Source organism: Pseudomonas sp. TE3552, from assembly GCF_056278945.1.
The window spans coordinates 99,958-121,961 of sequence record NZ_JBWBQJ010000001.1 but is presented as its reverse complement, the minus strand read 5'-3'; the positions used below and the strand labels follow the sequence as shown (position 1 = coordinate 121,961).

Below are 22,004 nucleotides of genomic sequence, written 5' to 3'. Positions count from 1 at the left end.
AAGCTTTAGAAATTGCCTTGTACCCAGCTCTTGAGGCGATCGAGCAAGGCGGCTTTCGGTTCGTCATTGCTGTAGCTGTCGCGGCTACCGATGCCCGAGAACGAAATCCCGTCGGACTGCTTCTGCAGGCCGTACATCAACAGGCCAACGCCAGTGGAATAGATCGGGTTGCGGACCACGTCGTCCAGGCCCTTGACGCCATGGGGCACGCCCAGGCGAACCGGCATGTGGAAGATTTCCTCGGCCAGTTCCACGGCGCCTTCCATCTTCGATGTACCGCCAGTCAGCACGATGCCGGCCGGGATCAGATCTTCGTAGCCGCTGCGACGCAGTTCGGCCTGGATCAGGGTGAACAGCTCGTCGTAACGCGGCTCGACCACTTCGGCCAGGGCCTGACGGGACAGCTCGCGCGGTGGACGGTCGCCGACACTCGGCACCTTGATGGTTTCGCCGGCACCGGCCAGTTTGGCCAGGGCGCAGGCGTAGCGAATCTTGATTTCTTCGGCGTACTGGGTCGGAGTGCGCAACGCCATGGCGATGTCGTTGGTCACCTGGTCACCGGCAATCGGGATCACCGCGGTGTGGCGGATCGCGCCTTCGGTGAAGATCGCGATGTCGGTGGTACCGCCGCCGATGTCCACCAGGCATACGCCCAGTTCTTTCTCGTCGTCGGTCAGCACCGAATAGGCGGAAGCCAGTTGCTCGAGAATGATGTCGTCGATTTCCAGGCCGCAGCGGCGCACGCATTTTTCAATGTTCTGTGCGGCGTTGACGGCGCAGGTAACCACGTGAACCTTGGCTTCCAGACGCACGCCGGACATGCCCAGCGGCTCGCGAACGCCTTCCTGGTTATCGATCACGTAATCCTGCGGCAGGGTGTGCAGCACACGCTGGTCAGCCGGAATTGCCACAGCCTGGGCTGCATCAAGGACGCGCTCGAGGTCGGCGGAGCTGACTTCGCGATCACGAATCGCCACGATGCCGTGGGAGTTCAGGCTGCGGATGTGATTACCGGCCACGCCGACGAATGCCGAATGGATCCGGCAACCGGCCATCAGCTGCGCTTCTTCGATCGCGCGCTGGATCGACTGGACGGTGGACTCGATGTTCACCACTACGCCTTTTTTCAGGCCGCGGGACGGGTGAGTACCGATCCCGACGATTTCGAGCGTGCCATCGTCCGCGACCTCGCCTACCAGTGCCACCACCTTGGAGGTACCGATATCGAGACCGACGATCATTTTGCCGCTTTGCACGTTTGCCATGGGTCCTGCCTCTTCTTAATTCTTCGCGACAGCGGGTTGGGCTGTCGTCGGCGCTACAGGTTCCCGCCAGCCAACGGCCAGGCCGTTGGCGTAGCGCAGATCGATGCGCGCAATGTTCGTAATCTGCTCTTTGAGCGTCTTGTCATAGATGGCGATGAAGCGGCGCATCTTTTCCACCAGGTTGCCGCGTCCCAGCAGCAGTTCGATTCCCGGGCCCGCGCTGCCGGCGCCGGTGGTCAGGAACCAGCTGCCTCGTTCACGCAACTCCAGGCGTGCAATCGAGAAGCCCAATGGCCTGAGCATCTGGCTCAGTACCTGATATTGCTGCATCACTTGCTGCTGAGCCCGCTGTGGGCCGAACAGCTGCGGCAGGTGTTCGTAGTTCGCCAGCTCGCGCGGGGTGAACGCCTGTCCCTGGTTGTTCAACAGCGACTCATCACCCCAACGGGCTACCGGCAGTTGTTCTTCCAGGCGAATCACTACCTGATCCGGCCACACCCGACGCACTTCGGCGTGGGCAATCCATGGCATCTGTTCAAGCTCGGTGCGCATGCTCGCCAGGTCGATGGTGAAGAAGCTCGACGCCACGTACGGGGCGATCCGCTGCTGCACCGCTTGCTGGCTGATGTAACTCAAATCACCCTGCACCGCGATTTTGGTGATCGGCCGGTCGGCGTACGGCAGCAAACGCTGTGCGCCTTCGTAAGTGCCGAACCCCAGCGCGACCAGCAGCACGGGCCAGAACAGGCTTTTCAGAAAACCAAAGTTGGCTTTCGGCAGGCGCGCAGACATCGGCTCTTTGGCCACCATTCGGCTGGCACCCCGCGGCACCGGCTTGCGGCCGGGTGCGGAGGGCTGATGACGTAGCTGTGCGCCTTGCATGGTCTTAACCTCTTGTCGGCTCTTGGTTACCGGCAGCGTTGCCGGTAACACTGGCGGCCAGAATCGCCAGAACCAGTTGCTGGAAATCCAGGCCGGCGGCACGGGCCGCCATCGGCACCAGGCTGTGATCGGTCATGCCCGGTGCGGTATTGACTTCCAGGAACCAGAACTGCCCGTCGGCGTCCTGCATCACGTCTGCCCTGCCCCAACCGGCGATACCCAGCGCCTCACAAGCCTTGGCCGTGAGGTCCATGAGTTCTTTTTCTTTGTTGCTGTCCAGGCCACACGGGATCCGGTACTGGGTATCGGAAGCCACGTACTTGGCGTCGTAGTCGTAGAAACTGTGCGTCGTGCCCAGGGCAATCGGTGGCAACACCTGGTCACGCAGGGTGGCGATGGTGAACTCCGGACCGTGAATCCATTGCTCGACCAACACTTGCGAATCGTAGGTACTGGCCGCTTTCCACGCCTCGATCAACTCGGGTGCGGAAGTCACTTTGGCCATCCCGATACTGGAACCTTCATGGGCCGGTTTGACGATCAACGGGAAGCCCAGTTCCGTGGCCGCCGAAATACAATCGGCCTCAGAGCTCAGTACCGCGTGGCGTGGCGTCGGAATACCGAGGCTGTGCCAGACCTGCTTGGTGCGCAGTTTGTCCATGGCCAGTGCCGAGGCCAGGATGCCGCTGCCGGTGTACGGAATGCCCAGGCACTCGAGCAAGCCCTGCATGCTGCCGTCTTCACCGCCACGACCGTGGAGGATGATGAAGGCGCGGTCGATTTTTTCGTTCAGCAGACGCTGCAGAAGGTCATCGCCCACATCAAGACCGAACGCGTCCACACCGGCGCTTTGCAGTGCTTCGAGCACCGCGTTACCCGACTTCAGGGACACTTCACGTTCGGCACTCTTGCCGCCGAACAGCACGGCGACGCGACCGAAGTCTTTCGGCGCAATAGTGGAGACGAGGTTGGCGTAAGCAGCAGTCATTTCAACTTCCCCTCAACCGGTGCAGCAACGGCTCCGGCAAACAACGGACTGTTCAACAGTTTGGGTGCGAGACCGCCGATATCACCGGCGCCCTGGCACAGCAGAATGTCGCCGGCACGCAGCAGCGGCTTGACGATCGGCGCAAGGTCGACGCCGCGCTCGATGTAGATCGGGTCGAGCTGACCGCGCTGACGGATGCTGTTGCACAGCTTGCGGCTGTCGGCGCCCGGAATCGGCTCTTCGCCAGCCGGGTAGACTTCCATCAGCAGCAAGACGTTGGCGTCGGCCAGTACATTGACGAAATCGTCGTACAGATCGCGTGTGCGGCTGTAACGGTGCGGCTGGTAGACCATCACCAGACGGCGCTCCGGCCAGCCACCGCGTACGGCTTTGATCACGGCCGCGACTTCGGTCGGGTGGTGACCGTAGTCGTCCACCAGCATCACGCTACCGTCTTCAACCTGCAGTTCGCCGTACACCTGGAAGCGGCGACCGACACCCTGGAACCCGGACAGGCCCTGGACAATGGCTTCATCGCTGACACCTTCGTCGGTGGCGATGCAGATGGTTGCCAGCGCGTTAAGCACGTTGTGGTTACCCGGCATGTTCACCGAGACATCCAGCGGCTCGCGGTCAGGACGCAGCACGGTAAAGAAGGTCTGCATGCCTTGCTGGCGCACATTGATGGCGCGCACGTCGCAGTCATCGCCGAAACCGTAAGTGACCGTCGGACGTTTCACCTGCGGCAGGATTTCACGCACCACCGGATCGTCCAGGCACACCACCGCCAGACCGTAGAACGGCAGGTTGTGCAGGAACTCGACGAAGGTTTTCTTCAGTTTGTTGAAGTCACCGTCGTAGGTCGCCATGTGATCGGCGTCGATGTTGGTGACCACGGCCACCAGCGGCTGCAGGTGCAGGAAGCTGGCATCGCTTTCATCGGCTTCGGCGATCAGGTAGCGGCTGGTGCCGAGCTGGGCATTGGTGCCCGCGGCATTCAGACGGCCACCAATGACGAACGTCGGGTCCAGGCCACCGGCGGCGAACACCGAAGCGATCAGGCTGGTGGTGGTGGTTTTGCCGTGGGTACCGGCGACGGCGATGCCGTGGCGGTAGCGCATCAGCTCGGCCAGCATCTCGGCCCGCGGCACCACCGGAATCCGGCGTTCCAGGGCGGTGGCGACTTCCGGGTTGGAGGTGTTCACGGCACTGGAAGTGACCAGCACATCGGCGTTCGCAGCGTTCTCGGCACGGTGGCCGATATAGACGTGGGCACCGAAGGATTCGAGACGCTCAGTCACCGGCGATGCTTTCAGGTCGGAACCGGACACTTCATAGCCCAGGTTCAGCAACACTTCGGCAATGCCGCACATGCCCACGCCGCCGATACCGACGAAGTGGATGCGACGGATGCGGCGCATTTCCGGTTGTGGCATGGCTTTCTTGTTTTCAACCATGGGCCACCTCCAGGCAAGTATCGACCACGTTACGGGTGGCATCGGGTTTGGCCAGGCGGCGTGCCGCGGTGGCCATGTCGTTGAGTCGTTGCGGTTGCATCAAGACCTCTGTCAGGCGAGCGGCAAGATCCGCTGCGCCAGTCGTTCTTTGCGGCATCAGGAAGGCAGCGCCTTCGCGGGCCAAATAATCGGCGTTGCGGGTCTGGTGATCGTCGATCGCGTGGGGCAAAGGCACCAGCATCGAGGGCAGACCGGCGGCGGCCAGTTCACTGATGGTCAGCGCACCTGCGCGGCACACCACCAGGTCGGCCCAGCCATAGGCTTGGGCCATGTCTTTGATGAAAGGCTGCACTTGCGCCTCGACGCCAGCCGCGCGATAGCGCTCTGCAGTCACCTCATCGTGGTTTTTGCCGGCCTGATGAAACACGTCCGGGCGCAGGTCGGGGGCGACTTGCGACAGGGCTTCAGGCAGCAACTTGTTCAACGGCTCTGCGCCCAGGCTTCCGCCCAGGATCAGTAAACGCGCCTTGCGACCAGCTAGGGCTGGTCGCGGTGTTTCGAGGAACAGCTCGGTGCGCACCGGGTTACCGGTGGTCCGACGGCTGTTCGACAGGGTAAAGGTGTCGGGGAACGCTTCACAGACTCGGGCGGCCAACGGCACCAGCAACCGATTGGCGGTACCGGCCACGGCGTTCTGCTCATGAACGATCACCGGCACGCCGGCCAGTTTGGCTGCGACGCCGCCAGGGCCGGTCACATAACCACCGAAACCGACCACGCAGACTGGCCGCAGCTGACGGATGATCGCCCGCGCCTGCCAGATCGACTTGAGCAACATGAACGGTGCCTTGAGCAGGGACAACTTGCCCTTGCCACGCAAACCGCTGGCATTGATCCGATGCAATTGAAGACCGGCTGCCGGCACCAGATCGTTTTCGATCCCGCGCGGCGTACCGAGCCAGTGCACGGTGTAACCGCGGGCCTGGAACTCGCGAGCGCAGGCCAGCGCCGGGAACACGTGGCCCCCGGTGCCGCCGGCCATGATCAGTACGTTAGCGCCCATGGCTCGGCTCCTCGGCGAAGTCGCTCTCATGGAATTCCATCTCTTCGCTGCCCAGGTGGGTTCGACTCTCCCACTCGATACGCAGCAACAAGCCAAGACAGGCACAGCAGATCACCAACGAACTGCCGCCATAACTGAGGAATGGCAGGGTCAGCCCCTTGGTTGGCAGCAGCCCGACGTTCACCCCGATGTTGATCAGGAACTGACCAATCCACAGGAACGACAGGCCGTACGCGATGTAGGCGGCAAAGAACTGCTTGGCCTTCTCGGCCCAATAACCGATGTACATGCCACGAATACAAACAAAGACGAACAGCGCCACCGTGCACAAAGAACCCACCGCGCCCAGCTCTTCGGCCAGGACCGAGAACACGAAGTCGGTGTGGGCTTCCGGCAGGTAGAACTGTTTCTGCACACTGTTGCCCAGGCCAACGCCCAGCCATTCGCCGCGACCGAAAGCGATCAAGGCTTGAGACAGCTGATAACCAGCACCGAACTGGTCGGCCCACGGATCGGCAAAGTTGGTCAGGCGCGCCATTCGATACGGCTGCATTTGAATCAACAACACCACCGCCGCGACAGCCAGGACCACCATCAAGGAAAAACGGAACAGCCCGACGCCGCCCAGGAACAGCATCGCCGCAGCAGCCCCCATCATCACGACGGTGGCACCGAAGTCTGGTTCCATCAGCAACAGACCCGCCATCGGCAGCAGCACGATGAAAGGCTTGAAGAAGCCCATCCAGCTTTCACGCACTTCTTTCTGGCGACGCACCAGATAACCGGCGAGGTAGATCACCACAAACACCTTGGCGATCTCGGAAGGCTGAACGTTGAAGAAACTGAAGCCGATCCAGCGCATCGAACCGTTCACTTCACGGCCGATCCCGGGGATGATCACCATCACCAGCAAACCGAACGCACCAATCAGCATCAACCAGCCCAGGCGTTGCCAGGTCGCGATCGGAATCATCAGGGTGACGACGCAGGCACCAAGGCCCAGCACCACGTATATAAGGTGGCGAATCATGTAATAAAAGGCACTGCCCGACTGCACCGCCGCCACTTCTGTCGAGGCCGATGCAATCATGACCAGACCCAGGCCGAGCAGCGCCAGGCAGCCGGCGAGCATCGGGAAATCGAGGTCGATGCCGCGCCCGGTGATAATCGGCGACGGGTACGGCTTGATGATGTTTCTCAAGCTCATGCCAAGTCCTCCACGGCGCGGACAAACTGATGACCGCGATCTTCGTAGTTCTTGAACATGTCGAAACTGGCGCAGGCCGGCGACAGCAGCACCGCGTCGCCCGGCTGGGCGATAGCGCGGCATTGCTCGACCGCTTCGATCAGCGAGCCAACGCGAATCAGTGGCACGGCATCGCCGATGGCCTCGCCGATCTTGTCGGAATCACGGCCCATCAAAATGACGGCGCGGCAGTTGGCCGCCACCGGATCACGCAAATCCTTGAATTCGGCCCCCTTGCCATCGCCACCGGCGATCAGCACGAGTTTGCCGTCGATGTCCGCGCCCAACCCTTCGATGGCCGCCAGTGCGGCGCCAACGTTGGTGGCTTTGGAATCGTTGTAGTAGCTCACGCCATTGAGGTCACGGACCCACTGGCAGCGATGCTCGAGCCCGGCGAAATTGCGCAGGGCCGAAAGCATGGCGTCGAACGGCAGGCCGACGGCGTGGCCGAGCGCCAATGCCGCGAGGGCGTTGGACTGGTTATGCGCGCCACGAACTTTCAACTCGCGCACCGGCATCAGGTTCTGGAATTCGAAGGCCAGGCACTTCTCGCCATCCTCTTCCCGGATGCCGAAGGCCTTGAAGTCGGGTTTGTTCAAACCGAAGGTCCAGCATGGCTGACCTTCACCCATCAGCGGACGGCTCAAGGCGTCCTGACGGTTGACCACAAACTGCCTCGCCCCCCGGAAAATCCGGTGCTTGGCCAGGTGATAGGCCGGCAGACCACTGTAGCGGTCCATGTGGTCTTCGCTGATGTTGAGTACGGTCGCCACTTCGGCGTTGAGTTGATCGGTGGTTTCCAGCTGGAAACTCGACAGTTCCATCACGTACAACTCAACGTCATCGCTGAGTAAATCCAGCGCCGGCGTGCCGAGATTGCCACCAACGGCGACACGCTTGCCCGCCGCTGCCGCCATCTCACCAACCAGGGTGGTAACGGTGCTTTTGGCGTTGGAACCGCTGATGGCGACAATCGGCGCCTTCGCGTTACGCGCGAACAGCTCGATGTCGCCGGACAATTTCACGCCACGGGCGGCGGCAGCCTGCAGGGCCGGGGTCGCCAGCGCCAGGCCGGGGCTCACGTAGAGCTCGTCGGCACGGCACAGGAACTCGACGTCCAGCTCGCCACAACGCACTTCCACGTGCGGATAGTCACGCTTGAGCGTGGCCAGTTCCGGTGGATTTTCCCGCGTATCGGCGACAGCAAACGACACGCCCCGGTTCGCCAGGAAGCGAACCAGGGACATGCCGCTCTTGCCGAGGCCGACAACGATGCGGAAGTGGTCAGAAGCGATCAGAGACACTCGTTCTACCTCAGCTTCAGGGTGGCAAGGCCGATCAACACGAGAATCACGGTGATGATCCAGAAACGGACGATCACGCGTGGCTCGGGCCAGCCCTTGAGTTCAAAGTGGTGGTGAATCGGTGCCATGCGGAACACACGGCGACCGGTCAGCTTAAAGGAGGCAACCTGAATGACCACTGACAGGGTTTCCATCACGAACACGCCGCCCATGATGAACAGGACGATTTCCTGGCGGACGATCACCGCAATGGTGCCCAGGGCCGCGCCCAGCGCCAGTGCGCCGACGTCGCCCATGAAAACCTGTGCCGGATAGGTGTTGAACCAGAGGAAACCCAGGCCCGCGCCGATCAAAGCACCGCAGAACACGATCAACTCACCCGCACCTGGCACGTAAGGAATCAGCAGGTACTCGGCGAATTTCACGTTACCCGACAGGTAGCAGAAGATCCCCAAGCCACCGCCGACCATCACCGTGGGCATGATCGCCAGGCCGTCGAGGCCGTCGGTCAGGTTGACCGCGTTGCTCGAGCCGACAATCACGAAATAGGTCAGGACAATGAAACCTGCGCCCAACGGAATGCTGTAGTCCTTGAGCATTGGCAGGATCAGGGTGGTTTCCACCGGCGTCGCTGCGGTCATATAAAGGAAGATCGCCGCGCCCAGGCCGAACACCGACTGCCAGAAATACTTCCAGCGGCTAGGCAGGCCGCGAGAGTTTTTCTCGATGACTTTACGGTAGTCGTCGACCCAGCCGATGGCACCGAACAGCAGGGTCACCAACAACACGACCCAGACGTAACGATTGGCCAGGTCAGCCCAGAGCAAGGTGCTGACACCGATGGACGAAAGAATCAGCGCGCCGCCCATGGTCGGGGTGCCCGACTTGGACAGGTGCGATTGCGGGCCGTCGTTACGAACGGATTGACCGATCTGACGGTTCTGCAAAGTGCGGATCATCCACGGGCCATAGCACAGCGACAAGACCAGCGCGGTCAGCACACCGAGGATCCCGCGCAGGGTCAGGTACTGAAAGACCGCGAAGCCTTTGTAGAACTGTTGCAGATACTCCGCTAGCAGCAGCAGCATTAATGTTTCTCCAGACTGGTCCCGCACAAAGCGGCAACGATGTTTTCCATCGCAGCGCTGCGCGAGCCCTTGATCAAAATGGTGGTGTTTGTGTCCTGCTCGGCTTCCAGGGCCTTGATCAGTTCAGCCTGTGTGCTGAAGTGAAAGGCCTGCTCGCCGAAAGCGTTCACGGCGTGAGCCATCATTGGCCCGACGGCGTAAAGCGCGGAAACCTTGCCGCGGGCGTACTCGCCCACATCGCGGTGCCCCTGCTCTGCCCACGCGCCCAACTCGCCGATATCTCCGAGCACCAAAACGGTGCGACCAGAAAAGCCGGCGAGTATATCAACGGCGGCGCACATGGAGGTGGGGTTCGCGTTGTATGTGTCATCGATCACGCGCATGCCGTTAGTCGCCAATTGCGCCACGGCACGCCCCTTGACCGGTTGCACCGCATTGAGCCCCGAAGCGATATGCGACAAGGACACGCCCAGGGCGTGAGCGGCAGCGGCGGCGGCGACTGCGTTGGTAACGTTGTGCCCGCCGAGCAGGTTCAACTGAATCCGGGCAATACCTTGCGGCGTGTGCAGTTCGAATGCAGGGCAGCCGCGCGCATCGGAAACGATGAAACTGGCATGGAAATCTGCAGTGGCATCCAGCTGAGAGAAACTCAGCACCCGTCGGGCAGCGGCACGGGCCTTCCAGATCGGGAACGCCTTGTCGTCGAGATTCAGAACGGCGATGCCCGAGGCATCCAGCCCTTCAATGATCTCGCCCTTGGCCTCGACGATTTTTTCCGGGCCGCCGAACTCGCCGACGTGGGCAGTGCCGGCATTGTTCAGCACGGCGACATGCGGTTTGGTCATGGCAACGGTGTAGGCAATCTCGCCGAGCCGTGAAGCCCCCAGCTCGATGACCGCCGCGGTGTGCTCCGGGGCCAGTTCGAGCAGAGTCAGCGGAACACCGAGGTCGTTGTTCAGGTTGCCACGGGTCGCCAGCACCGGACCGCGAGTGCGCAGGATGCTCGCCAGCATTTCCTTGACCGTAGTCTTGCCGCTGGAACCGGTAATGGCCGCGACCGGGTGAGTGAACGCTGCGCGACTCAGCGCACCGAGCTGGCCGAGGGCCTGGCGGGTGTCCTTGACCAGTAGTTGCGGCAGCGCGCTGTCGGCGACTTCGCGCTCGACCAACGCCCCCACGGCCCCTTTGGCGGCAACATCGTTGAGATAGTCATGACCATCGAAACGCGGGCCGGCCAAGGCAATGAACAGCTGGCCGGGCTCGATCGCGCGACTGTCGATGCTGACGCCATCGAAGCTGGCATCGCTGGAGATCAGACGGGCATTCAGTGCGCCGGTCAGCTCGCTCAGTTTCAAGGCTTTAAGCATGGGCCACCTCCCACGCGGTCAGGGCATGATCGGCCTCGACCAGATCGGAGAAAGCGTGGCGCTCGCCGTTGATTTCCTGATAGTCCTCATGACCTTTACCGGCCAGGACAATCACGTCATCGGCCGATGCACTGGCGATCAATTGGGCAATCGCCTGGCCACGGCCGGGGACGAAGGTGACTTTATCCACAGCGGTGAAACCGGCACGGATGTCATCGAAAATCACCGTAGGGTCTTCGGTGCGCGGGTTGTCGTCGGTGACCAGTACGCCATCGGCCAGACGCTCGACCACTTCCGCCATCAGCGGGCGCTTGCCGCGATCGCGATCACCACCGCAACCGAACAGGCACAGCAATCGGCCTTTGGCGTGAGGACGCAGGGCCATCAAGACTTTTTCCAGCGCATCCGGTGTGTGGGCGTAATCGACCACCACCAATGGCTGGGTACCGCCGCCCATACGCTGCATGCGACCCGCCGGACCTTCGAGCTTCGGCAGTACTTTGAGAATTTCGTCCAGCGCATAGTCCAGACCGAGCAAGGCACCGACGGCGGCCAACACGTTGCTCAGGTTGAAACGGCCGAGCAAGGTGCTGCGCAAATGATGCTCGCCTTGCGGTGTGACCAACGTGGCGCGCACGCCTTCGTCGTCAAACTGCGCCTGACGGCAATACAGGTAGGCGCTGGAGTCTTCAAGGCTGTAAGTGATCAGGCGCGACTCGCCTTTATCGGCGGCCAGTTGCCGACCGAAATCGTCGTCGAGGTTGACCACCCGGCACTTCAGATCATTCCAGGCAAACAACTTGGCCTTGGTTTCGCCATAAGCCTGCATGGTGCCGTGGTAATCCAGGTGATCGCGCGACAGGTTGGTCATCACCGCCACATTGAAGGCCAACGCGCTCACGCGACCTTGATCCAGTCCGTGGGAAGAGACTTCCATGGCCACGGCTTTGGCGCCGGCCTTTTTCAGGTCGGCAAGGGTCGCTTGCACCGCAATCGGATTCGGCGTGGTGTGCAGGCCGCTTTCCAGCGCGCCATGGAAACCGGAGCCCAGGGTGCCAACGATGCCGCAGTGCTGACCGAGCAGGTCGAGTGCCTGGGCGACCAACTGGGTCACGCTGGTCTTGCCATTGGTGCCGGTCACGCCGATCAGGTTGAGGTGGCGGCTCGGGTCGCCATAAAAGCGCCCGGCGATGTCCGACAGCTGCGCCGCCAGGCCTTTGACCGGAATCAGTGGTACATCGGTGATCGGCAGAACGGTCGCGCCTTCGACCTCATAAGCCACCGCAGCAGCGCCGCGTTGCAAGGCATCGGCGATGTGCGCACGACCGTCGAACTTGCCACCAGGGACCGCAAGGAACAAATCACCTGCCCGTACGTTACGGCTGTCCAGCGCCAATTCGCGGATCAACAGATCGCGGCCGGCGTGGGCAAAAATCTTGTTCAGGCTCAGCGACATCAGCCGCGCCCTCCATTAGCTTTCAGCGGAACCACCGGTGCGGCGTTCGCTTGTTGAGTGGCTGGCAGGTTGTCCGGGGAGATGTTCATCAGGCGCAGGGTCCCGGACATCACTTTGCTGAACACCGGTGCCGATACCAGACCACCGAAGTAACCGGCCTTGGTCGGTTCATCGATCACCACCACGATCGCGTAACGCGGGTCGCTCATCGGGCCGAAACCGGCGAACAGCGAGCGGTAGGAGTTCTCGGCGTAGCCTTTGGTTCCGACCGACGTTTTACGCGCGGTACCCGACTTGCCGCCCACGTGATACGCCGGTACCTGCGCACGGAATACACCGCGCGGGGCTTCGATCACTTGTTGCAGCATGGTTTGCATGGTTTTCGCGACCGCTTCCGGCAACACCTGGGTGGTTTGCGGCGCCTTGTCGGTTTTGATCAGGGTCAGCGGCGCGAGGCGACCGTTGTTAGCCAGGGCCGAGAAGGCGTGGACCAACTGGATCGCGGTCACGGAAATACCGTAGCCATAGGACAGCGTCGCGGTTTCAGCCTTGCGCCACTCGCGGTAGTTCGGCAGGTTGCCGACGCGTTCGCCCGGGAAACCCAGGCCGGTGTCCTGGCCGAGGCCGACTTTCTGCGCCAGACGGAAAATCGTTTCGCCGCCAATATCGAACGCGACCTTGCTCATGCCGACGTTACTGGAGTTGATCAGAATGCCGGTCAGGTCGAGCACCGGGCCCTCTGTCTTGGATACGTCCTTGATGGTGTATTTACCAATCTGCAAGCTGCCCGGGTACACCTCGACGGTGTCGCTCGGTTTCCAGCGCCCGGTTTCGATCGCGGCGCTCATGGAGATCGCTTTCATGGTCGAACCCGGCTCGAACACGTCGATCATCGCGCGGTTGCGCATCATCGCCGGTTGCAGGTTGCGACGGTTGTTCGGGTTGTAGGTCGGCTGGTTGACCATGGCGAGGATCTCGCCGGTCTTCACGTCCATGATCACCAGGCTGCCGGCCTTGGCGCCGTTCTCGATGATCGCGTTACGCAGCTCGCGGTTGGCCAGGTACTGCAGACGCAGGTCAATGGACAACGCCAAGGGCTTGCCGGCCTTGGCGTTTTTGGTGACTTGGACATCCTTGATCAGGCGGCCCCGCCGGTCCTTGATCACCTGCCGCTTGCCGGGCACCCCGGCCAGCCATTCGTCGTAGGCCAGCTCGACGCCTTCGCGCCCGTGATCGTCGATGTCGGTAAAGCCGACCATGTGGGCGGTGACTTCACCGGCCGGGTAGAAACGCCGGAATTCTTCGATGCCATAAACGCCCGGCACCTTCAGATCGAGCACAGCCTGGCCCTGCTCGGGGGTCAATCCGCGCACCAGATAAATGAATTCTTTGTTGGCCTGGGCTTCGAGACGTTCGGCCAGGGCTTTGGGATCCTGCCCCAGGGCAGCCGCCAGTGCCGGCCATTTCTCTTTGGCCAGCTGCATTTCCTTGGCGTTGGCCCACAGAGTGGTAACCGGGGTACTCACGGCCAACGGCTCGCCGTTGCGGTCGGTGATCAGACCACGGTGAGCCGGAATCGGAATATGACGAACACTGCGCGCATCGCCCTGACCTTTAAGGAAGTCACGGTCGACCACTTGCAGATCAATGATGCGCCAGGAAATCGCCGCCACCATGATGCCGAGCAAGCCCAGCACCAGACGGAACCGCCATGGAAAGAGTGCGCCTTCAAGTTTCATCATGGCGCCACCATCTGCACTTCAGCGGCGCCAGGAATGCGCATCTTCAGCTGCTCGGTCGCCAACACTTCGATACGGCTGTGGGCGGTCCAGGTGCTCTGTTCGAGAATCAACCGGCCCCACTCCGCCTGCGCCTTGTCGCGCACGCTCAACTCGTTGTACAGCGAATTGAGCAACTGACGGTTCCAGTGCGCGCTATAGGACACGCCAATGGCAGACACGAGTACGCCGATAAACAGCAGCAGCATGAAAAAGCTTCCGCCAGGAAGTGGCTTGGCGAAAAGCTTACTCACCGCAGCTTCTCCGCGACGCGCATGATGGCGCTACGGGAACGTGGGTTGGCTTTGAGTTCGGCCTCGGAGGCGGACTGCGCTTTGCCATGGATTTTGATTTTCGGTTCGAAGGCGACGTGACGTACCGGCAAGTTGCGCGGCAGGTTGTCGGACTCGCCTTTCACCAGTTTGCGCATGAACAGTTTGACGATGCGGTCTTCCAGCGAGTGGAAACTGATGACGACCAGACGGCCGCCCACTTCCAGGCATTCCAGCGCCGCTTCGAGGCCGGCTTCCAGATCGCCCAGTTCGTTGTTGACGTGAATACGCAAGCCCTGGAATGCACGGGTGGCCGGGTTCTTGCCCTTTTCCCACGCCGGGTTGGCGACTTTCAGCACTTCAGCCAGATCGGCGGTACGCTCAAACGGCTTGATGTCGCGACGCTCGGCCACGGCACGCGCCATGCGACCGGAGAAACGCTCTTCGCCGTATTCCTTGAACACCCGGGCGATTTCTTCCACCGGCGCAGTGTTGACGAATTCGGCAGCGCTGATCCCGCGGGACGGGTCCATGCGCATGTCCAACGGACCATCGTTGAGGAAGCTGAAGCCGCGCTCCGGGTCGTCGAGCTGCGGTGAAGACACGCCGAGGTCCAGCAGAACACCGCTGACCTTGCCGGCCAGACCGCGTTCGGCGACTTCCGAACCGAGCTCGGCAAAGCTGCGCTGTACAACGACAAAGCGGCCGTCTTCGGCCGCTAGCGTTTGCCCGGTGGCAATCGCTTGAGGATCTTTGTCGAATCCGAGCAACCGACCATCGGGCCCGAGCTGACTGAGGATCAACCGACTGTGCCCGCCGCGTCCGAACGTACCGTCCAGATAGCAGCCATCAGGACGTACGGCAAGAGCCTCGACGGCTTCGTCAAGCAGTACGGTGATGTGGTTAAAGCCGCTATCAATAGTCACAGGATCAAATCACGCAGTTCATCAGGCATGGCGCCCGGTTGTTGAATAGCAGCCAGGTCAGCGGCAGAAACCGCATTCCAGGCATCCTCGTCCCACAATTGGAACTTGTTCAGTTGGCCAACCAACATTGCGCGCTTATCCAACTTGGCATATTCGCGAAGACGCGGCGGAACCAGAAAACGACCACTGCCATCGAGCTCGAGGTCGACGGCATTACCAATCAGTAAGCGTTGCAGGCGGCGGTTTTCTTCGCGAAGCGAAGGCAGTGCGCGCAGTTTGGTTTCGATAATTTCCCACTCATCGAGGGGATACACACACAAACACGGATCAACGGCATCGATGGTGACGATTAATTGACCGGAGCTACGCGAATCGAGCTCGTCACGGTACCGGCTCGGCATAGCGAGACGGCCCTTTGCATCGAGACTGATAGCGTTAGCTCCGCGAAACACGTCTGCGTTTCTCCAAATATTAGCGTTTTGCGTTCAAAAAACCCACTTCATGCCACTTTCCGCCACTTGCGCACACTATAGGAATGCGCCCACCACACCGTCAAGGCGCGGATCAAAGGAAAAGCCTTACAGAACGGAGATTTAGGAGCGTAAAAGGAGGGTTAACGGGAATCTGGCGGATGAATTTGCTCAATAACTTGAATCAGCACAGAAGGCTGCGTTCAGAAGTTAAAGTAGTTTGTTAAGAGTAAGATTTTTTCGGTATTACAAAAGCGCTTCTGCTATTGATTCAGCAGGGAGGGGAATTGCCATTACACATATCGCTGCCAATGATTCAAGCAGAGAAGAAAAAAAGGTGGAGAGTCGATCTGTAAGCCGGGTTCTGTCTTGAACAGTCATTCGTCTACGATGGCCATCACTGGACATCTTTAGCAACCTACCCGGTCCCAGCGCGGGCCACGCCTTGGGACCCTATTTGGTCTTGCTCCAAGTGGGGTTTACCTAGCCACGAACTGTTGCCAGACGTGCGGTGCGCTCTTACCGCACCTTTTCACCCTTACCGGCGCCGAAGCGCTTAGGCGGTTATTTTCTGTGGCACTTTCCGTAGGCTCACGCCTCCCAGGCATTACCTGGCACTTCGCCCTATGGAGCCCGGACTTTCCTCCCCCCCCTAATTTTCATAGAGGGCAGCGACTGTCCGATCGACTCTCCGTCGCGAAGGTTAACGGCAGAGCGGCCGAAGAACAAGCGCTAAAAGCCTTCGGCCGGCTCTGCGCGTCGCTTTTACTCGCCCTTCTGTTTATCCAGCGCGACTTGATAGAGCACATTCTTGCGCTCGCCGGTAATTTGCGCGGCCAATGCCGCGGCACGCTTGAGCGGCATCTCTTCGAGTAACAGGTTGAGAATGCGCATGGCTTCACTGCTGACTGCGTCTTCAGTTTCTGGGGCAGACCAGCCCGCCACCAGCACCACACATTCGCCGCGCTGCTGATTGCTGTCCGATTCGACGAACTCGCGCAACTCGGCCAGCGGCAAGCCTTTAAGGGTTTCGAAGGTCTTGGTCAGTTCGCGCGCCAGTAACGCCGGACGCTCGGCACCGAAGACCAGCTCCATGTCTTGCAGGCATTCAAGGATGCGGTGCGGGGCCTCATAAAAAATCAGCGTGCGCGGCTCTTCTTTTATGAGTTCAAGACGAGCACGTCGACCAACAGCCTTGGCCGGCAGAAAACCTTCGAAGATGAAACGGTCGGACGGCAGCCCTGCCGCCGAGAGTGCCGCGATCAATGCACACGCTCCCGGGACCGGCACCACATTGATTCCCGCAGCGCGGGCCTGACGCACCAGGTGATAACCCGGATCGGATATCAGCGGCGTCCCGGCATCGGAGATCAATGCCACATCGTCGCCCGCCAGCAGACGCGTGATAAAGCGGTTACCTTCCTCGCGCTCGTTGTGTTCGTGACAGGCCGCCAGCGGCGTGGGGATGCCGAAATGCTGCATCAAGCGCTGGGAATGGCGAGTGTCTTCGGCCGCGATCAAGGCGACCTCGCGCAGGATCTTCAGCGCACGCGCACTGATGTCGTCCAGGTTGCCGATGGGCGTCGCCACCACATAAAGCGAGCCAGCAGCGGAATTCAAAGCACCTGGAGCAGTCAAAGCGCACACCTCATGATCGGTAAAAGGCGGCATTGTAGCGCGTAGCGGCGCTTGCGATACGCTTCACCCTCCGCGGGTTTTCCAGCGTTTTGTGCAGTGCTGCAACATTTGTACGAGCTAAATTGATCGATTCACGCCAGTAACATCGCGCCCCGGCCAGCGCTTGGGTACAATTCCACGCTAATTTGATCGAGTATCAGGAACACTTACATGATCGCTTGCCTGCGGCTGTTCACTGCCCTCTGCCTCGCTGCCTTGCTGGCGGCTTGCGCCAGCTCGCCCTCTTCCAGCCTTGGCGAACTTCCACGGACCCCGGACGCCAGTATCGAGCAACTGCTCGAACAGGCCACTCAAAGCAAAGATCCGGAAAAAGCCGCCCTACTGCGTTTGAGCGCGGCAGACCTGGCTTATCGTCAGGGCAATGCCGGCCAGTCCGCGCAAATCCTGCAACAGGTGCCGGTGGAACAACTCAAGCCTGCCCAACAAGTCTTCGCCAGTACCTTGGCGGCTGAACTGGCCATGGTCCGCAATCAGCCTAAAGCAGCGCTGACGGCCCTGAGCCATCCGAGCCTGCAACGCCTGAGCGAATTGCCGGTCGGACAACAGGTTCGAACCGGCACCGTTCATGCCCGCGCCCTTGAGGCCGACGGTCAGACCCTGCCCGCCGCACGGGAGCGCATCTTTATTGCGCCGATGCTTGAAGGTGAAGCAGCCAGTAAAAACCACGAAGCGATCTGGACCCTGATCGCTTCGCTGCCGACCGATCAATTGCAGCCCACTACCGATGATGACCTCGGCGGCTGGATACGCCTGGCGCGGGCAGTGAAAACGGCCGGCACCCTGGAGCAACAGCAAGCCGCGATCGACAACTGGCGCGAGCAGAATCCAAAACACCCGGCCGCCATCCAGCTGCCGCTGCCACTGACCAAACTCAAGGAACTGGCCAGCCAGCCCCTGAGCAAGATTGCCCTGCTGCTGCCGCAAGACGGCCCGCTGGCTTCGGTCGGCAAAGCGCTGCGCGAAGGCTTCATGGCCGCGCACTACCAGGCGCAACAAGCCGGGCAGAAGCCACCAGCCATCGAGTTCTATGACAGCTCGCGCCTGACGTCCCTCGACGAGTTCTATCGCAAGGCCCAGGCCGACGGCGTGCAACTGGTAGTCGGCCCGCTGGAGAAGCCGCTGGTCAAACAGCTCAGCGCCCGCCCGCAACTGCCGATCACCACCCTGGCGCTGAACTACAGCGAAGGCGAGCAAGGTCCGGCCCAGCTGTTCCAGTTCGGCCTTGCCGCTGAAGACGAAGCCCGCGAAGTGTCTCGCCGTGCACGCGCCGATGGCCTGCATCGCGCCGCGATCATGGTGCCGAAAGGCGAATGGGGCGACCGCGTCTACAAGGCGTTCAGCCAGGATTGGCAAGCCAACGGTGGCAGCATTGTCGCTACCGAGCGCGTCGACCAGCCGGTACAACTGGCCCAGCAGATTGCCGACATGTTCCAGCTGCGCCAGAGCGAAGGCCGTGCCAAGAGCCTGCAAAGCACCGTTGGTTCGCAGGTAGCCGCCCAGCCTTCACGTCGCCAGGACATCGAGTTCATCTTCCTGGCCGCGACGCCGCAACAGGCTCAACAGATCAAACCGACCCTGAACTTCCAATACGCGGGTGACGTGCCGGTTTACGCCACCTCCCACGTGTTCAGCGCCAGCGGCGACCAGAACCAGTACAACGACATGAACGGTATTCGCTTCTGCGAAACCCCATGGCTGCTGGATGCCAACGACCCGCTGCGCAAACAAGTCACTGCACAATGGCCACAAGCCGGTGGCAGCCTGGGCCGCCTGTATGCGATGGGTGTTGACGCCTATCGTCTGGCACCGCGCCTGGGGCAACTCAAAGCCTTGCCGGACAGCCGCATCGAAGGTCAATCGGGCAGCCTGGGCATGACTCAGAATCAACGGGTCGTGCGTCAGTTGCCATGGGCAGAATTCATCAACGGCCAGGTTCAACGCCTGCCGGACACCTCGCGCTGATGCCTGACAGGTCACGCCAGCAAAGCGGTAAAGATGCCGAGCGTCATGCGCTCGAGCATCTTCAGCAACAAGGTCTGCACCTGCTGGCGCAGAACTGGCTGTGTAAACGCGGCGAGCTTGATCTGGTCATGCTTGATGGCGATACAGTAGTATTCGTCGAAGTCCGCTACAGAAAAAACACCCAATGGGGTGGTGCGCTCGATAGCATTGATGGGCGAAAACGGCAGAAACTGATTTTCGCCGCGCAGTATTTTCTTCAGCGCGAGTCGCGTTGGGCCAATTCCCCCTGCCGCTTCGACGTGATTGCCATCGACAGCAACCTGGATCAGTTGAACTGGTTGCAGAATGCCTTCGACAGCTGATCGCTTTGACCCCGAACCGGACACCTTCACACTTTTGCTCTTTGCTTTGCGGGCTGCACATTCATGTGCCGAGTAGCCGCGCTAATTAAGGTCACACAGATGGACATGCAATCGCGAATTCGCCAGCTTTTTCAGGCCAGTATCGACACCAAGCAACAGGCGATGGACGTACTTGCACCGCACATCGAGCAAGCCAGCCAGGTCATGGTCAACGCCCTGCTCAACGAGGGCAAAATGCTTTCCTGCGGCAACGGCGGCTCCGCCGGTGACGCACAGCATTTCTCGTCCGAACTGCTCAACCGCTTCGAGCGCGAGCGCCCGAGCCTGCCCGCCATCGCGCTGACCACCGACAGCTCGACGATCACCTCGATCGCCAACGACTACAGTTACAACGAAATATTCTCCAAACAGATCCGCGCCCTCGGCCAGCCGGGTGATGTATTGCTGGCCATTTCCACCAGCGGCAACTCGGCAAACATAATTCAAGCGATCCAGGCCGCACATGATCGCGAAATGATTGTCGTAGCATTGACGGGTCGTGATGGCGGCGGCATGGCGTCACTGCTATTGCCCGAGGACGTTGAGATTCGCGTACCGGCCAACGTCACTGCACGTATTCAGGAAGTCCACCTGCTGACGATCCATTGCCTTTGCGATTTGATCGACAGCCAACTGTTCGGGAGTGAAGAATGACCCCTAATCGCCTAGGCCTTCTGGCCTTGACCCTGTGCCTCGGCATCAGCGGCTGCACCTCGGTGGTTAACGCCAGCCGTGAAGCGCCGATCGACGATGACCGCGGCACCCGCACCTTCGGCAGCAAGATTGACGACTCCCTGATCGAAACCAAAGCCGGTGTAAACATCGCCAAGGCCGATCCGGACCTGGACAACAATTCACACATCGTCGTCACCAGCTTCAACGGTGTCGTGCTGCTCGCCGGGCAAACGCCGCGCGCCGATCTCAAGGCCAAGGCCGAACAGGTTGCCGCCTCCGTTCAGCGCGTGAAGAAGGTGCACAACGAACTGCAAGTGCTGCAACCCTCCTCGCTGCTGGCGCGCCAGAATGACACCTGGCTGACCACCAAGATCAAGACCCAGATGCTCACCGATGCCTCCATTCCCGGCTCGCGCATCAAGGTTGTGACCGAGAACGGCATCGTCTACCTGCTCGGCCTGCTGACCAAGCAGGAAGCGGCGCAGGCGACCAACTTGGTGCAGGGCGTTTCCGGTGTGCAAAAGATTGTGAAGCTGTTTGAGTACATCGACTGACGCACAAACACGCAGTCACAAAAAAGGCGATCCTCTCGGATCGCCTTTTTTATTACTTCACCACTTTCAAACTGGGTCGACCGCTGGGACGCGGAGGCTCGCTGTCGGGTGGCGGAATATCATCATCCGGCTCAATCTCTTCCTCGTCTTCCGTAGGCGACTCAAGATCGAACACCATGCCTTGGCCGTTCTCCCGGGCGTAAATCCCCAGGATCGAGGCGATAGGCACGTACAGCGTGTGTGGCACACCGCCGAAGCGCCCTTCGAAGCTGACCGCCTCGTTGTCCATGTGCAGATGACGCACGGCTTGTGGCGACACGTTCAATACGATTTGACCGTCACTGGCAAAGCCCTGAGGCACCTGCACCGACGGATACTCGGAATTGACCAGCATGTGCGGGGTGCAATCGTTGTCCACAATCCACTCGTAGAGCGCGCGGACCAGATAAGGTCGACTGGAGTTCATAGCGGCTCCTTAAGCCTTAGCGCATATCGCGTTCGACACCAGACAGACTCGCCTGGAAAGCCTCACGCGCAAACTGGCGCTCCATGTAATCAAGCAACGGCTTGGCAGGCCGCGGCAGTTCTATACCCAGAATCGGCAATCGCCAGAGTATTGGTAATAGGCAGCAATCCACCAGACTTTGTTCCTCACTGAGGAAAAACGGCTTGTCGGCAAACAACGGCGACACGCCTGTCAGGCTTTCGCGCAGCTCTTTACGGGCCACGACACGGGCTGCTTCCTTGGTCCGCGAATCCAGAATCAGATCCACCAGGCCACACCAGTCACGCTGAATGCGATGAATCAGCAGACGACTGTTGGCACGCGCCACGGGATAAACCGGCAGCAGTGGCGGGTGCGGGTAACGCTCATCCAGATACTCCATCACCACGGTCGACTCCCACAACGCCAGGTCACGATCGACCAGCGTGGGCAGACTTCCGTAAGGGTTCACCTCAATCAGTTTAGGCGGCTGGCGACCAGCCTCCACGTAAATGATCTCGGCGCTGACACCCTTCTCTGCAAGCACGATACGCACTCGGTGGGAATAGTGGTCGGCGGGGTCGGAGTAACAGGCCAACCGATTGGTCACGCCCATGGCGGTCCTCCTCGCTTGTTGAAATTATCGAAAACGGAAAAACACGCGCGCC

21 protein-coding genes and 1 other RNA gene are annotated in these 22,004 nt (G+C 60.7%); 4 read left to right on the top strand and 18 right to left on the bottom strand.

What is annotated here, in order from left to right; all coding sequences use genetic code 11:
• Nucleotides 1-5 precede the first annotated feature (5 nt).
• The 16 genes from ftsA to rsmI all read right to left on the bottom strand — a co-directional run bounded on the left by ftsA (nucleotide 6) and on the right by rsmI (nucleotide 17,233).
• A complete protein-coding gene (gene ftsA / locus ACZ9BB_RS00575) occupies nucleotides 6-1,265 on the bottom strand; it encodes a cell division protein FtsA (RefSeq protein WP_476212090.1) in 1,260 nt (419 codons plus the stop codon).
• Between the two features lie 15 nt (nucleotides 1,266-1,280).
• Nucleotides 1,281-2,147 carry a cell division protein FtsQ/DivIB gene (locus tag ACZ9BB_RS00570; protein ID WP_476212089.1) on the bottom strand — a complete coding sequence of 289 codons (867 nt, stop codon included), beginning with the start codon at nucleotides 2,145-2,147 and terminating at the stop codon, nucleotides 1,281-1,283.
• Nucleotides 2,148-2,151: 4 nt separating this feature from the next.
• Nucleotides 2,152-3,135: a D-alanine--D-alanine ligase gene (locus tag ACZ9BB_RS00565; RefSeq protein WP_476212088.1), complete on the bottom strand. Its 984-nt coding sequence runs from the start codon at nucleotides 3,133-3,135 to the stop codon at nucleotides 2,152-2,154.
• The gene (gene murC, locus ACZ9BB_RS00560; RefSeq protein ID WP_476212087.1) at nucleotides 3,132-4,592 is read right to left on the bottom strand and encodes a UDP-N-acetylmuramate--L-alanine ligase; all 1,461 of its coding nucleotides are present in this window, start codon (nucleotides 4,590-4,592) and stop codon (nucleotides 3,132-3,134) included. The genes ACZ9BB_RS00565 and murC overlap by 4 nt, the downstream gene beginning before the upstream one ends.
• Entirely contained in the window at nucleotides 4,585-5,655 is a 1,071-nt protein-coding gene (gene murG, locus ACZ9BB_RS00555; protein ID WP_007904335.1) for an undecaprenyldiphospho-muramoylpentapeptide beta-N-acetylglucosaminyltransferase, read from the bottom strand. Before murG ends, murC begins: the two co-directional genes overlap by 8 nt.
• Nucleotides 5,645-6,862 (bottom strand): putative lipid II flippase FtsW, encoded by a 1,218-nt coding sequence (gene ftsW, locus ACZ9BB_RS00550; protein WP_476212086.1) that lies wholly within the window; start codon nucleotides 6,860-6,862, stop codon nucleotides 5,645-5,647. The genes murG and ftsW overlap by 11 nt, the downstream gene beginning before the upstream one ends.
• Entirely contained in the window at nucleotides 6,859-8,205 is a 1,347-nt protein-coding gene (gene murD, locus ACZ9BB_RS00545) for a UDP-N-acetylmuramoyl-L-alanine--D-glutamate ligase (RefSeq protein WP_476212085.1), read from the bottom strand. The genes ftsW and murD overlap by 4 nt, the downstream gene beginning before the upstream one ends.
• A gap of 5 nt (nucleotides 8,206-8,210) precedes the next feature.
• Nucleotides 8,211-9,293 (bottom strand): phospho-N-acetylmuramoyl-pentapeptide-transferase, encoded by a 1,083-nt coding sequence (gene mraY, locus ACZ9BB_RS00540; protein WP_007939841.1) that lies wholly within the window; start codon nucleotides 9,291-9,293, stop codon nucleotides 8,211-8,213.
• Nucleotides 9,293-10,660 (bottom strand): UDP-N-acetylmuramoyl-tripeptide--D-alanyl-D-alanine ligase, encoded by a 1,368-nt coding sequence (locus ACZ9BB_RS00535; RefSeq protein ID WP_476212084.1) that lies wholly within the window; start codon nucleotides 10,658-10,660, stop codon nucleotides 9,293-9,295. The genes mraY and ACZ9BB_RS00535 overlap by 1 nt, the downstream gene beginning before the upstream one ends.
• Nucleotides 10,653-12,116, bottom strand: coding sequence for a UDP-N-acetylmuramoyl-L-alanyl-D-glutamate--2,6-diaminopimelate ligase (locus tag ACZ9BB_RS00530; RefSeq protein ID WP_476212083.1), 1,464 nt, complete (start codon nucleotides 12,114-12,116; stop codon nucleotides 10,653-10,655). Before ACZ9BB_RS00530 ends, ACZ9BB_RS00535 begins: the two co-directional genes overlap by 8 nt.
• Nucleotides 12,116-13,855 (bottom strand): peptidoglycan D,D-transpeptidase FtsI family protein, encoded by a 1,740-nt coding sequence (locus ACZ9BB_RS00525; protein WP_476218162.1) that lies wholly within the window; start codon nucleotides 13,853-13,855, stop codon nucleotides 12,116-12,118. Before ACZ9BB_RS00525 ends, ACZ9BB_RS00530 begins: the two co-directional genes overlap by 1 nt.
• Nucleotides 13,855-14,148 carry a cell division protein FtsL gene (gene ftsL / locus ACZ9BB_RS00520; protein WP_003205353.1) on the bottom strand — a complete coding sequence of 98 codons (294 nt, stop codon included), beginning with the start codon at nucleotides 14,146-14,148 and terminating at the stop codon, nucleotides 13,855-13,857. The genes ACZ9BB_RS00525 and ftsL overlap by 1 nt, the downstream gene beginning before the upstream one ends.
• Complete coding sequence (gene rsmH / locus ACZ9BB_RS00515) at nucleotides 14,145-15,092, bottom strand: 16S rRNA (cytosine(1402)-N(4))-methyltransferase RsmH (RefSeq protein WP_476212082.1); 948 nt, start codon at nucleotides 15,090-15,092, stop codon at nucleotides 14,145-14,147. Before rsmH ends, ftsL begins: the two co-directional genes overlap by 4 nt.
• A complete protein-coding gene (mraZ, locus tag ACZ9BB_RS00510; protein WP_007917012.1) occupies nucleotides 15,089-15,544 on the bottom strand; it encodes a division/cell wall cluster transcriptional repressor MraZ in 456 nt (151 codons plus the stop codon). Before mraZ ends, rsmH begins: the two co-directional genes overlap by 4 nt.
• 355 nt (nucleotides 15,545-15,899) lie before the next feature.
• Nucleotides 15,900-16,253: RNase P RNA component class A (rnpB, locus tag ACZ9BB_RS00505), an RNA gene on the bottom strand.
• Between the two features lie 74 nt (nucleotides 16,254-16,327).
• Entirely contained in the window at nucleotides 16,328-17,233 is a 906-nt protein-coding gene (rsmI, locus tag ACZ9BB_RS00500) for a 16S rRNA (cytidine(1402)-2'-O)-methyltransferase (protein WP_476212081.1), read from the bottom strand.
• A gap of 177 nt (nucleotides 17,234-17,410) precedes the next feature.
• Here rsmI and ACZ9BB_RS00495 point away from each other — a divergent pair, with 177 nt between their 5' ends.
• From ACZ9BB_RS00495 to ACZ9BB_RS00480, 4 genes are all read left to right on the top strand, one after another.
• Nucleotides 17,411-19,222, top strand: a complete 1,812-nt coding sequence (locus tag ACZ9BB_RS00495) for a penicillin-binding protein activator (RefSeq protein WP_476212080.1) — start codon at nucleotides 17,411-17,413, stop codon at nucleotides 19,220-19,222.
• Complete coding sequence (locus tag ACZ9BB_RS00490; RefSeq protein WP_476212079.1) at nucleotides 19,222-19,584, top strand: YraN family protein; 363 nt, start codon at nucleotides 19,222-19,224, stop codon at nucleotides 19,582-19,584. The genes ACZ9BB_RS00495 and ACZ9BB_RS00490 overlap by 1 nt, the downstream gene beginning before the upstream one ends.
• Before the next feature lie 99 nt (nucleotides 19,585-19,683).
• The gene (locus ACZ9BB_RS00485) at nucleotides 19,684-20,277 is read left to right on the top strand and encodes a phosphoheptose isomerase (protein ID WP_003171862.1); all 594 of its coding nucleotides are present in this window, start codon (nucleotides 19,684-19,686) and stop codon (nucleotides 20,275-20,277) included.
• A complete protein-coding gene (locus tag ACZ9BB_RS00480) occupies nucleotides 20,274-20,852 on the top strand; it encodes a BON domain-containing protein (protein WP_008072118.1) in 579 nt (192 codons plus the stop codon). Before ACZ9BB_RS00485 ends, ACZ9BB_RS00480 begins: the two co-directional genes overlap by 4 nt.
• A 52-nt stretch (nucleotides 20,853-20,904) precedes the next feature.
• On the opposite strand, the gene ACZ9BB_RS00475 is transcribed toward ACZ9BB_RS00480, so the two are convergent.
• Both ACZ9BB_RS00475 and ACZ9BB_RS00470 read right to left on the bottom strand, forming a co-directional pair.
• Nucleotides 20,905-21,318 (bottom strand): ClpXP protease specificity-enhancing factor, encoded by a 414-nt coding sequence (locus ACZ9BB_RS00475; RefSeq protein WP_476212078.1) that lies wholly within the window; start codon nucleotides 21,316-21,318, stop codon nucleotides 20,905-20,907.
• Between the two features lie 16 nt (nucleotides 21,319-21,334).
• Nucleotides 21,335-21,952, bottom strand: coding sequence for a glutathione S-transferase N-terminal domain-containing protein (locus tag ACZ9BB_RS00470; protein ID WP_007939828.1), 618 nt, complete (start codon nucleotides 21,950-21,952; stop codon nucleotides 21,335-21,337).
• Nucleotides 21,953-22,004: the final 52 nt, after the last annotated feature.